Source organism: Ferruginibacter lapsinanis (assembly GCF_020783315.1).
In the GTDB taxonomy this organism is placed as follows: Bacteria; Bacteroidota; Bacteroidia; order Chitinophagales; family Chitinophagaceae; genus Ferruginibacter; species Ferruginibacter lapsinanis.
The window spans coordinates 2865591-2878975 of the sequence record NZ_CP086063.1 but is presented as its reverse complement, the minus strand read 5'-3'; the positions used below and the strand labels follow the sequence as shown (position 1 = coordinate 2878975).

Annotated in this window: 7 protein-coding genes; 3 read left to right on the top strand and 4 right to left on the bottom strand. The window is 40.0% G+C overall.

Going from position 1 to position 13385, the window contains the following annotated elements:
• Positions 1 to 69: 69 nt before the first annotated feature.
• Positions 70 to 732 (bottom strand): bifunctional 4-hydroxy-2-oxoglutarate aldolase/2-dehydro-3-deoxy-phosphogluconate aldolase, encoded by a 663-nt coding sequence (locus tag LK994_RS12125; protein ID WP_229760350.1) that lies wholly within the window; start codon positions 730 to 732, stop codon positions 70 to 72.
• A gap of 180 nt (positions 733 to 912) precedes the next feature.
• On the opposite strand from LK994_RS12125, the gene LK994_RS12120 reads away from it, so the two are divergent.
• Entirely contained in the window at positions 913 to 1938 is a 1026-nt protein-coding gene (locus LK994_RS12120; RefSeq protein WP_229760349.1) for a sugar kinase, read from the top strand.
• Between the two features lie 199 nt (positions 1939 to 2137).
• Here the strand turns inward: LK994_RS12120 and LK994_RS12115 are convergent, their stop codons facing one another.
• Positions 2138 to 2512 (bottom strand): GxxExxY protein, encoded by a 375-nt coding sequence (locus LK994_RS12115; RefSeq protein WP_229760348.1) that lies wholly within the window; start codon positions 2510 to 2512, stop codon positions 2138 to 2140.
• Positions 2513 to 3134: 622 nt separating this feature from the next.
• Between LK994_RS12115 and LK994_RS12110 the strand changes: the two genes are divergently transcribed.
• Both LK994_RS12110 and LK994_RS12105 read left to right on the top strand, forming a co-directional pair.
• Positions 3135 to 3425 (top strand): hypothetical protein, encoded by a 291-nt coding sequence (locus LK994_RS12110; protein WP_229760347.1) that lies wholly within the window; start codon positions 3135 to 3137, stop codon positions 3423 to 3425.
• A 177-nt stretch (positions 3426 to 3602) separates the two neighbouring features.
• Entirely contained in the window at positions 3603 to 4049 is a 447-nt protein-coding gene (locus LK994_RS12105) for a YhcH/YjgK/YiaL family protein (RefSeq protein ID WP_262907825.1), read from the top strand.
• 68 nt (positions 4050 to 4117) lie between these two features.
• Here LK994_RS12105 and LK994_RS12100 read toward each other — a convergent pair whose 3' ends face one another.
• Both LK994_RS12100 and LK994_RS12095 read right to left on the bottom strand, forming a co-directional pair.
• Complete coding sequence (locus LK994_RS12100) at positions 4118 to 4606, bottom strand: hypothetical protein (protein WP_229760345.1); 489 nt, start codon at positions 4604 to 4606, stop codon at positions 4118 to 4120.
• Between the two features lie 146 nt (positions 4607 to 4752).
• Positions 4753 to 13332 (bottom strand): YDG domain-containing protein, encoded by an 8580-nt coding sequence (locus LK994_RS12095; RefSeq protein ID WP_229760344.1) that lies wholly within the window; start codon positions 13330 to 13332, stop codon positions 4753 to 4755.
• Between the last annotated feature and the right edge of the window lie 53 nt (positions 13333 to 13385).

The window sequence follows — 13385 nt, the reverse complement described above, 5'->3', positions numbered from 1 at the left end:
TTAAAAATAGTTGAATAATCGTTTAAGTTAAACTAACTAAACGATTATTCAACTACATCAACTTTCTTATTATCCTTTAACTGCTTTCACAGTCTCTAATACTTCTTTGGTAAGGCTTTCAATTTTAGCGTAGTCTTTAGCTTCCATTAATCCTTTGCTGATCAATTTACTTCCCATACCTACACAAGATACACCGGCTTTGAACCATGCACCGATATTTTCTTTAGTAGTATCAACACCACCTGTAGGCATGAAGATCAGGTTAGGGAACAATTCTTTGATGGCACTCATAAAATCAGGGCCTAAGATATTTCCCGGAAATAATTTTACAAATTTTGCGCCTAAAGTTTCTGCTGCAATGATCTCAGATGGAGTCATACAACCCGGCACCCAAAGCATATTATTTTTATCAGCAACTTTTGCAACACTTTCCACCAAGCCCGGACAAATTAAATAATCTGTACCGGCATCAACAAAAGCCTGCGCCATTTCGCCGTTCTTCATCGTACCTATACCTAAGTACATACCTTTTAATTCTTCTTCACACAATTTCTTCATTGCTTTAAAATTAGTTAAAGCAGCTTCTCCTCTGTTAGTATATTCTACCGTACGTACGCCGGCGCTGTATAAAGCTCTCAGGATTTGAAGGCTTACTTCAGTATCTTTATTGAAGTATAGAGGTAAAACGCCTTGATCTTTGATAAGTTGTAGTAATTCTTCTTTTTGTGCCATGACAATGAAATGATTAATCGTTATAAAAATGATGACAATGTTATCTCAAATACGTTATATAAAACATTTTATTTACGCAATCGTTATCGTAGTTTTTAGTTGCTTTTGTTGAAAATATAGAGGAAATTTGTCCTCCAATTTAGTCAAAATAATACACACATTTTAAAATCTTAAACGATTATGCCAAAGAAAGTTGTAACACTAGGAGAAATAATGCTCCGTTTATCTACTCCCGATTATAAAAGATTTGTACAAGCCGATACTTTTGATATCACTTATGGTGGTGGTGAAGCCAACGTATCTGCTGCTATTTGTAACTACGGTGAGCAAGGGGTTTTTGTAAGTAAAGTGCCAAATAACCCAATTGGCCAGGCTGCTATCAATCATTTACGTCGTTATGGTGTAGATACTCAATATGTTGCACGTGGTGGCGACAGATTAGGTATTTATTTCCTTGAAACCGGTGCTTCAATGAGAGCATCTCAGGTTGTTTATGACAGAGCACATGCTTCTATTGCTGAGGTTGATGCAAGCGAATTTGATTGGGATAAAATATTTGATAGTGCGGATTGGTTCCACACTACAGGTATCACGCCTGCTTTAAGCGACAGAGCTGCTGCGTTAACATTAGCTGCTTTAAAAGCTGCAAAAGCAAAAGGAATCACTACTTCTATCGATTTGAACTTCCGTAAAAAATTATGGACAAAAGAAAAAGCTCGTGAAGTAATGACGCAGCTTTGCGAATTTGTTGATGTATGTATCGGTAACGAAGAAGATGCTGATTTATGTTTGGGCTTCAAAGCAAAAGATACTGATGTAACTAAAGGTGAATTGAACCTGGATGGTTTCAAAGATGTATTCCAACAAATGAAAGCGAAATTTGGTTTCAAATTTATCGCTTCTTCATTACGTGAAAGCCACAGTGCTTCTGATAACGGATGGAGTGCATTGGTATACGATGGTACAGAATTCTACCACACAAAACAATACAGTGTTCGTATCGTTGACCGTGTAGGTAGTGGTGATAGCTTTGCCAGCGGTTTGATCTACGGTTTAGTTACAGGTATGAAAATGAGTGACGCCGCTGAATTTGGTGTTGCTGCTTCTGCTTTGAAACACACTATCCCTGGTGATTTGAACCACGCTACATTAGCTGAAGTAAAAGACCTTGTAAAAGGTGATGGTTCAGGACGTGTACAGAGATAATAAAAATTAAAATTAATAAGTAGATCCGCCTTGTAATACAGGGCGGATTTTTTTTGTATCCCTTTTCTCTGAATTAGGATTTAGAGGATAGAAGGATTTTCAAGATTATAACTCAAAAATTAAAGCTTCTTTTTTATCAAAAAACATTTCAAGTATAATACTCTAATCCTGTTCATCTTTTAATCCTGTAAATCCTAATTCAGACTTTCTTCGAATTAAATACCTTTTTATATTGTAAACTCATTGCGCCAAAATTAATAAGCAACCCTACGGGAAGATTATAAGCTACTAAGTAATTTTTAGCTTGGGCCAGATGAACATCTTCCAAATTTATTGATGCTTTTATTTCAACAATAACATTATCGCAAACAATAAAATCGGCTCTTCGTGTACCAACATTTTCTCCTTCATAATAAATAACTTGATCTTTTTCTCTCAAAAAGTTTAAGCCTGCGTTTCTAAACTCGATAGCCAGGCATCTCTGGTAAATTACCTCCTGAAAACCATTTCCTAAAGTATTATGCACTTTCATAGCACAACCAATAATTTTATAAGTTATTTCATCTTGTTGCATAGCATGAAAATTTGACGATGAATATATTTGGCAGCATATTGCTGCAATCAAAAAATAAAATATAGGAGGAGGTTTTACGATGAGCCGGATGGCAGCAACAAGTTTCAAAAATATTGGAAATATCTTATAAATAACAGACACATTTTTGTCTAAATCAGGATTTTGAGGATTAAAAGATTAAGAGGATAAAGCGAAGACAATCCTGACAATCCTTAAATCAATCTAATCCTGATTCTGACAATTTTGCAACAAGCTTCAGTACTACTATTAAATATTAAACATCGTGGTGTCTTATTTTTCCACCATTTACCCAAAATACAGTATTTCAAATACCAATTTTCCCACTGTAAGGCCAATTTTGTCACCCGAAAGCTTCCCGGAACTTCCGGCAGCCCGTCGGGTGTTCCCGAAAGCTTCCCGGAACTTCCGGCAGCCCGTCGGGTGTTCCCGAAAGTTTCCCGGAACTTCCGGCAGCCCGTCGGGTGTTCCCGAAAGCTTCCCAGAAGTTCCGGGAAGCTTTCGGGAAAAAAATGCTGTCTTAGGTTAATAACTTCCGCTATGAGAAGATAAAATTAAGCGGTAGATTTATTCCCCTTTTTTTTAACGTTTTAATTTTATGATCATGGAAAAAGTAATCGTTCAGTTTAGCTTTCCTGGTGTAACTGCAAAACAGTTTGATCAGGCTTGGGATGCGATCCGCAATGCAGGATATGAACACCCTGCAGGACTCATCCACCATGTTGCCGGGCAACAAGGTAAAAATTGGGTTGTAGTAGATGTTTGGGAATCAGAAGAAGCTTTTATGAAATTCGGTGAAACTTTAATGCCAATTCTGAATAAGATCGGCATTCCACAAGTTGCACCATTGATCACACCCGTATATTTTGAATTGTTTGGCGAAGTACATGCATAAACACAACCGGGTTTTACTATTAAGCAACCCCTGAAGTATTTAATTTTTCAGGGGTTGTTTTCAAAAGCATTTTCTGATCAAATACGTCAGATAGCTGCAATACATCCTTTGCCGTTTCCCCTTCACCCTATACCTTTGCATCGCAAAACCTTTTAAACAATTTAAAATTCCAAAACAATGATCGTTGATTCAATCCAAAACGCCGACAAATACTTTGCCATGCATCCAAAATTTGCAAAAGCATTTGAATACATCCGCAGTTTAGATTTTAATAATTTACCAATCGGAAAATTTGAAGTAGATGGAAGAGAGATACACGGCTTCGTATCAGAAAAAGAAGGAGCTACAAGAGAAACCACCAAATTCGAATCACACAAAAACTATATTGATATCCAGGTTTGTCCTGCAGGTGCTGAAGAATATGGCTGGAAACCGTTACACGATTGTGTTCCATCTATTGATGGTTACTTAACTGAAAAAGATGCATTCTATTATAAAGAAACTGCAGCTATTAACTTCACTATTAAAAAAGGAGAATTCGCCATTTTCTATCCTGAAGATGTACACTCTGCAGGTGTTGGCGAAGGCATTGTAAAAAAATTAGTATTGAAAGTAAAAATCTAATTCTTTTAAACTGACATAAAAAAGACGAGTAATTTTTACTCGTCTTTTTATTTTAATAATTGTTTTCATTACGGTATAACTTCTATGTCTTTTTCTTTAATAATGAAATAAACGCTACCCTCCCATTTTACATTGGCATCCCAATCTTCATTACCAACATAAGGCACTTCCAATATCACGTATTTATCAAAAACATTGCCATTGAATTTATGTTGATAGGTAGCTATCCTGTAGAGTTTTAGCCGGTTCATTTTAGCAGTAACAATTGAGTCTTCGCTGTCCATATCATTCAATGCAGCTGGCCATGCAGCCGAAGAGCATTTGTTTTCTATTTCTTCAAACAAGGCTTCGCCGGTTTGGCTAACAATCTCATCTTTTGTTTCTTTAAAATATCCTCCCATTATATAAATTGCCCTGCTTCCCCAGTTGGTAACTTTTACCTGCTTTTTTTCTATACCGCTTGTATCGGTAAATAAGGCGGAAGTAGCTAATGTATTTGCTTCAACAGTTGTTGCAAATAATAAGAAAGCGATAACGGTAACGATGAGTTGTTTCATATAAAAAATTTAAAGCAAAGTAGACTTTTTAATGATGGCATTGGCTACCGTGCAGAGGGTATTTTTATTTTGCTAATGGTTATGCTATTGCTCAATAAAAAAGCCCCGGTAGTTGTAACTGCCGGGGCTTTAGCGTAGTTGATCTTTTAATACATTACTTTAATTGTTTGTGTTGTATTATCCGGTTTATTTATCTCTACATGGTAAATGCCTTTTGCAGTAAGGTTTTGTAAAGAGATAGTGCTATTGCCGCCGGCATGTTCAATACTTTTTGATTGCAACAACTGGCCAATATTATTAAAAAGTTTTAGTGTATATCTGCCTTTATCAGCATTACTGAAGTTTACGCTTATCTTACCATCCGTTGTAGGATTTGGGTAAACTGTAAAACCAGCGATCGCATCTGCGTAGCTTACTTTTACAATGTTGCTGTATAGTATCGAGCCGTCTTTACCAATACTCTTTATCCGATAAAAATTATTTCCTGCATTTGCATTCAGATCTGTCCAGCTATAATTATTACCAGGGCTACCTGTTGCTGTTGTAGTATTAACTTTGGTGAAATTAATTCCATCAGCAGATCTTTCTACTTCGTATTCTTTAATATTGATCTCATTTTCTACTTTCCAGTCTACAATGATTTTGTCATTATTTCGCATTGCATTTACCAGGCTGAAATTAACAGGGAGTAAACCTCCATTTGGTAATTTGAACACAATTTTAAACCGGTTAATATCTATACTACCTGTAGTAGCGTTGGTGGTAAAGTTGTGCCTTGTAATTCCTTCTGTTGGAATGATGTATTTCTTATCTAAGTATTTATCGATCAAATATGCGGTCAATCCATTGGCAAAATTATTTCCTACAAATTGCAGCTGATAGGAATAATTAAAATCAAGTTTAAGCATTTGCAGAAAAATAGTGTCGTCAACAACGATTGTTCTTCTCTTTTCTACAGCCAGATTGCTGTCATTTCTCAGCAGAGATATTTTTTCTTTGGTTTGAAAAGTTTGCAGTTTCATTGCATCTTGTTCATCTACTTCATTGTTGAAATTTTCACTATAAATTGTTGCTACACCATCAGCTAAAATTGGTGTTTGATTTGCATCTATATATGCCAGATTGGTATAAAATGATGAAATGGAAGGATTGCTTGCAGGTGTTGCATTTTCGCCGGGCCTGCTTGCCAAACCTTCAATACCACTGGTGGTCAATTTATCAGATTCATGAAAAACAATTGTTCCGGCACTTCCTGTATTATTAATAAAGAATGTTCCTCCCGATTCAATTTTTCCTGTAGTGCCATAAGCACTCATATTACCGGCATCAATTGAATTAGGAACTACTGTATAAGAATTAAGGCCTGTACTGGTGAAAGTAACCCATGCTCCCACGCCTTTACTTCCCAATAGTTTTGGATCCCACATGTAGTATGTTTTGGTATTGTCAGAACCAATGGCAGCTCCCTTATACGTAACATTATTCATTGTAATGGCAGATGGATAAGGATTACTAAGTGCTTGTTTACCTGTAACAATATTTACCGCAGTATCACCAATATTTATTTTACCTCTGATGCGTAAGTTATCTCCACCGGTGGTATTAATATATTGGGTTGAAACAGTGATGCTTCTGTCTCCTCTAACAAAAAGCATATAGGCATTATAATTAGTAATGGTTGTACTCGTTGAACCTGGAACAGACCATACCCCTGTGCCCGGCTCCATTTTGTAAATAGATGGATTGGCGGTAGAGCCTGCATCAAATCCATTGATATTATTGCTGCCGCCATTACCATTAGTAATATGCGTACCATAACCCGGTGTGGGATTATAGATGCTTACCGTACTGGTGGCACTGCTTGTTGTAGGCGTTGGTGTTGCACCTTCCTGCCAGGCAGTGTTAATGCTTGGTGCATCCAATGGTGTTACAGGAACGCCAACCAAACGCCATCTTCTGCCCGAGTATGGAGTTTGCATGGGTAAAAAACGTTCTACAATAAAACGGCCGGTGCCGTAGGTTACATTGGCGCTTGGGATTGGTGTACGGGTAACATTTGCTGTATTACTGTTACTTGAAAGTAAACTGATATCATAATTATTCAGCGCAAGAATGGTACCGTCGCTAACAGTCTGGCTATTTCCTAACGTAAGTGCTTTGTAAACAGTGTTGCTGCCAACCAGTGTTTTTGTTCCGCCATTTTTATATCCAACATTATAAAAATTAAATGCCGGAATATTTTGTGTTGAATCTACTCCATTAAAATCTATAGTGCTGCCGGTTATAGTATAGGTATTCGTTCCCGGCAGGAAGGTGCTTTTTACCCCTATCGTACCCGAAGGAGATAGGATCCTTGTGCCGGTATTTGTTGATGTAAGGTTATTGTATGCTTCTGCAACGATGGTTTGCGATGCACTGCCATTATAGGTGATAGTACCTGTGCCCGAAGTAAAAGTGGCTGTATTGTTCCAGCTGCCATCTAAAATAATATTACCACCATTGGTCATATCAATGATACCATTGGTTTGGTTGGTAAGATTACCTGCTACATTCAATATACCACCGTTTGCAAAACTTAGTGTTTGGTTAGAAATAGAAATATGATTAGCATAAGCATTTCCTCCGGCTGGCGCATAAATGGAGGTAGGGTCAATTGTTGCAGGATTACTTGCGCTTGCATCGATGGTTACAGTTGTTGCAGAGGTAGGTACAACACCATTGCCCCAGTTACCACAATAAAACCAGTCGTTGGTTAAGCTGCCCACCCATGAGCCGCTGGTGCCGCTTGGTACAATGATATCCACATTAGCTGAAGCTTTACAGCCATCGGCATCTGTTACCGTTCCCACATAAGTGGTGCTGGTGGTGGGATATACAGAAGGGTTTGCAGCAGTACTGTTTGAAATATTTGTAGCAGGTGTCCATGAGTAAGTAGTTGCCCCAATTGTATTGGTAGTAGCTATTGAAATTGCATTGCTTGCCCCCGGACAGGAATTGATGGATGAACCTACTGCTGTTGGCAGAGGTACTTCACTGCCGGCTGTTATTTTATACCCTGTTAATGAAATATTGTCTATTGCCCAGTTCTCTTCTATACGGTTATTGGTAGCAGAGAATCTGAATTTAAACTGTGCAGTACCTGCTGGTAAGGTAACTGTAAATTTACTTTTTGTGTCTGAACCACTATAGCTTGCATTTGCATTATAAGCAAGTGCAGTATTGGGTGATGTAGAGAACGGGATCAACCTGTTGCTATGGCCAACTTCGGTTAACAGTGTACTCCATGTTGCCCCATTGTCCAAACTTATTTCAACTACCATATCTTCTCCATTATCAACGCCATCTCCGCTACCGCCGCCGCCTGTTCCTCCTAATGAGGCCAGTTGAAAACTAAATACTGCATAATCATACAATGATGTATTGATCGTTTGATTATCGAAAGTAACAGTATTCTTTGTGCCCTTCTCTCCCGATGCATTATTAACAGAATATGATTTTGTGAGTGTTTTGCTACCTGAATAATTTTTAACAGTTGTTACATCTGAACCTGATGAACCGCCTGCGCCAACAACAGTAGGTGTACCAACTGTATAATTCCAGCTTAATGTTGGTGCCGCCTGAAAATCTTCGCTGGCAATAACGGCAGAAGTTGGAGTACCTCCGGGAGATGTTATAGTAAAAGAATTGCTTGTGGCATTTGTGAGCGTATATCCTGTACCGGTATTGGTGGTGGTGAATGCTACTCCCGTTTGTACTGAACGGGTAAATTTAATTGTACTGAAAGTGGCTAATCCATTCACAAAATTTGCAGTAACGGTACCTGATACACCACATCCTGTTGTACCCACAGATAAAGTTACTGAGCCACTATTCAAAGAGGTGGCCACCACTCCATCACTGCATGTTGCAGCAACTACCACCGGTACAATCACATCCTGAGCCGTGTTTACGGGTTGTGTCTGGAATACTAATTTTGTAGGAACAGAACAATTGGTCACAACAATTGCATAATCTTCTACTTCTCCATCAAAGGTTGAGCCTCCACCCTGGCACGGAGTAGCCGCTGAACTATATTTAGAGATCAGCCGCATTCTTGTAGTACCTACCACTGCTCCTGCAGGAACTGTTATTGACGGTGTTATACCAGATGTGCCATTGGTAACATTTGTTGCTGATCCCAGATCGTATTCTTCTGTAGTGGTACTGAAAGTTCCATCCTGGTTCCAGTCTATCCAGGCTTTTGTATAGTTGGTATAATTCCCTCCTGTATGGATTTTTGCAGATAATGTATAAGAAGATCCTATTAATACTGTGGTAGAGACTGTACTGGTATAATCTGTATACGCTGTACGTGTAGAGGTATTGTTGATGGTATTGAATGTAACATTCACAATACCGTCAGCCGTTTGCCCTAAAGCTGTACAATAGCTGATAACAGGGGTGCAATTGGTAGTAACGCCACTTGTCCAGCTATTATCGTTTCTTGTAAAAATTTTATACGTATAGCTTGTACCGTTAGTTAGTCCGGTTACGTCAACTGAAGTGCCTGTGCCTTTATATACCACAAAGCCTCCGTCAAAAGCTGTTCCTGATCCAAAAACTGTATTGGCTGTATAACTGCCGCCATTACCGGTTGGTGTAGTGCCGGAAAAACTGCCGGAACTTGCTACAACCAAAATAGTATTGTAACATCCTGTTGGGTTTGTCCATCCAACGGTGGTACCTGCATTTACACAATTAGATGTTGCCTGACCTGTTACATTACTTGGGGTTGCTGAAGTAAATGTTTGTGTGCCGCCGGCATAGGCTGTGCCGGTTTTATTTCCGGTAGTAAAAGTAAGATCGGCGGTAGTAATGGCATTTACTGAAATGGTATTGCCGCCGGTGGCGCCGCATGGCAGATCAGTAGTAACATAAAAATATCCTGTGTTTCCTGCATTGACCGCTTGAGAAAAAGCAGGGAAAACCTGTGCTCCTGCCCCGGTAGGGCTTGCGATAGTTGATAACAACACATCACTGCCTGAGCTAAAGGTTGCATCGGCAGAATACCACAATTTCAGATTAGTAATATTGCTGGCAACATACGTACCTGCAGTGGTAATAGTTGCACCGGTCAATGTTGCAGTTGATGTTACTACAGACAGATCAAATCTATAAACAGGATTGTTGGTTGAATTTTGACTTAGCCCGGCCGCAGCCACTGAAGGATTGGGTGAAGTGAGTGTTATATCCGGTTTGGGAGAAACCGTACCATTTACGGTGATACTTGCTGTAGCATTACCTCCCGAGATACCAATCGTTTCTCCGTTATAAGGACTTGATGCACTCGTTAATCCGGTCTTTAATCTTACCCAAACTGTGTTAGGGCTGATAGTTCCTGATCCGGTATACGTTCTTGTGGCAGATACTCCAAATCCGGTTGTAGCACTTGTTGTTGATACTTCGTAATTGGCAGATCCGCTGATCGTTATTGTTCCGCCGCCTGCAGTAAGGTCTGTAGCACTCAATGTAAATGATTGTGCCGTTGAGGGGCCTGCTCCTTCTATATAATTGAAACCTGTTAATGAACTTACAGAAGGTGTCAGTACCGGAGCCGGTGTAACTGAGCCATTGACTGTAACTGTTTTAGTAGCTGTTCCTCCGCTTACTGTAACGGTTTCACCATTGTAAGGACTCGATGCATTTGTTAAGCCCGCTTTTAATCTTACCCAAACTGTATTCGGACTAATAGTTCCGGTACCCGTGTACGTTAGTGAGGCAGAGGCTCCAAATCCTGAGGTTGCATTTGTAGTAGATACATCGTAATCAGTAGATCCGCTGATGGTAATTGCACCTCCTCCGCCGGTAAGATTTGCCGCACTTATAGTAAATGATTGTGCAACAGATGGCCCAAATCCCTGGGCATAGGTAAATCCACTTAATGTTTTTGGGGAAGTTAAAATCGTTGGAACTGTTATAGGGGTAAGGTATCCGTTCACACCAAAACTTAATACCCTGAAATAAATACCAGAGCCACTTGCATCATATGGGTATACCCTAAAGTATAGCGTATTATCAGCAACATCTCCTGGTAAGGTTGCAGTTGCAGCGGTATAAGTCGTAGTCGTTGCAGTAGTTGTAACTGCTAAAGTACTGGTGTTTAATTTTGTTGATGTAGCAAAAGTGGGATCAGTTGAATAATAAATTTCAGCCTTATCGGAGCCGGAAGATACATTTGCTTTGATAGATACACTTGTTGTTGTCATTGTATAAAATGCCGCAGGTGTCAATGAAAATTCAAAGTATCTGTCAAAATTTGTTAACGAGGTTGTGGTGTAATAGCCGTTACCATTTATACCATAAGTTGCATCTGCTGCAGCATTAACATTTGATAATCCGCTTGTAGCAGCATTTGCTCCTGTAACATTTGATGTTACAACCGGTACGAAGCTGGTTGTATTTGTCCAGGTAGCCAAACCTGCAGACACCGTTAATGTTTGCGTTGCATCTGCTGCGGCAGAATAATTGGTATTACCGGCCTGTGATGCGGTGATGGTTGTAACACCGGCACCAACAATATGTACCTGCCCTCCAACAATTGTTGCAACAGAAGTATTAGAACTTACATAAGTTACGGTAAGCCCCGATGATGCTGTAGCCGGATTGTAATCGGCATCCCCCACATTTTTTGTTGCCGTTGAAGCTATAGATATCGTTTGACTTGCCTTTGTAATATTGGCTGTTATGCCCGGTTGTGTCAGCGTATAATTACCGGCATCTGTTCCTGACAGAATGAGTGTTACGGCTATATTGTTTGCAACAGTAGCACTGGCAAAAGTTCCTGTACTGCTAACAGATACAACATCACTCAACTGTATTCCTGACAATGTTCCCGGAGTTGAGATCGTTGCAGTAGTAGTGCCGTCATATACTTTGTTGGCAGCTACTGACCCCGAAACTGTTAAAGTAGCTGCAGTAATATTTGCAGTTAATCCTGTCGGTTGTGTAATGGTATAATTGTTCTGCGTAGTTCCACTCAAAGTAAATCCTGTGGCAGTAATAGCTTTTGCAGTTCCGATATTCTTGTTTGCAAATGTGTATGAAGGAGAAGATCCGCTGATGGTTACATCATCTGCTCCAACAATCCCGGTTAGTGTAGGCGTACCCGTTGTAGTGGCTGTAGTGGTAGCATCGTATACTTTATTTACTCCCGTCAGTCCTGTAATGGTCAATGCTTTTTTGTTTACTGTAAGGGTTTGATTAGCAGTGGCAGCATTCCAGTTAGCATCGCCTGCTAATGAGGCTGTTATTACAGATGAGCCAACGGCATATATAGTGATCGATGCAACAGTATTACTGCTGAAATCTGCAATAGAGGTGGTAGCACTTGAATATGTGATTGTCTTACCTGAAGAAGATGTATTGGTTGCTGCGGTAAAAGTATAGGGAGTTGTGCCATAAGTAGCGGCACTTAACGCTCCGAAAGAAATTGTTTGTGTGCCTTTTGCTATGGTATAATTAACAGCAGCGTTGGATGCACTTGTTCCTGCCGCATTGGATGCACTGAAACTTGCGGAAAATGAACCGGCGGTAGTGGGCGTTCCGGTGATGGCCCCGGTTGAAGTATTCAAACTGAGTCCGGGAGGTAAACTGCCACTTGCTAACGCATACGAAGTAGGACCGCCACTGAATACACCTGATAAATTAAAGGTTGAAACTGCTGTACCTACTGTTCCGGTTGGCGAACTGGTAGCAGTTGTTACAGCCGGAGGTACTCCTGGAGGAACAACCTCTCCCGAAGCCAAAATTATTGGTGTGCCGGGAAAACCGGTGAAACTGATCTGTGCAAGCTGGCCCGAAGTAAGGCCACCTACACCAACAAATATTTTTCCTGCGGTACCCGATACCCCTGCAGTACCGGTCCATCCGGTAATGGTTAAAGTTTTACCGGAAGTCCAGCTAACAGCACTGCTATTGGCAAATGTTAAAGAATGACTGCCGGTTCCTAATGCAATGGTAGCATCGTTGGTTAAAGCCAGTGTACCCACAGTTTCACTATACCCTGTTGAAGCACCGGTATTAAAGGTGCCGCCATTTAATATGATATTAGAAGCATCTGCAATAACCCCTGCAGCTCCTAAAGTAAGTGTACTGCTGCTGGAATTGATGGTTGTAGTGCCGGTATAAGTATTTGCACCGGAAAGTGTCAATATTCCTGCGCCTGCACCTCCCAAAGTAAGGTTCTTTGATGCACCGCTGATAACCGAACTGATAGCGATCCCTCCGGCTCCATCAATATTTATGATATTATTGGTAGAGTTGTTTAAAACAATATTCATTGTTTTACCTGTACCTGTTTCATTATTTTGGAGTGTTAAAAGATAACCGGAATTATTTCTGAGGATTACATTTGAAACGCTATTTATGGTTGTGCCGCTCAGGGTGAGGCTTCCGGTTCCGCTGGAACTACCGATCGTAAGTGTTCTTGTTCTGGCAGATGTTATCTCAATACCTCCGATAGAAAGTGAAGCAGTTCCCATGTTTATTCCGGCGGTAGTTGCCGAACCTGCATTGGCAAACTGTGCAATATTGCTTGTTAGCCATGCACCGGATGCGGTACTTGGAGACCAGTTAGCTGCTGTATACCACGCTGACGCATTTGAAGTGTTTGCCCACACAATTTGTCCCTTACCTCTGGATACCAATAATAAAAGACCCGTTAAAATCAAAAAGTACAATCTTTTCATAAAATATTTTATCTGTGTAAAGTTTACACAAGACAAGGTTTATATAACCAGAC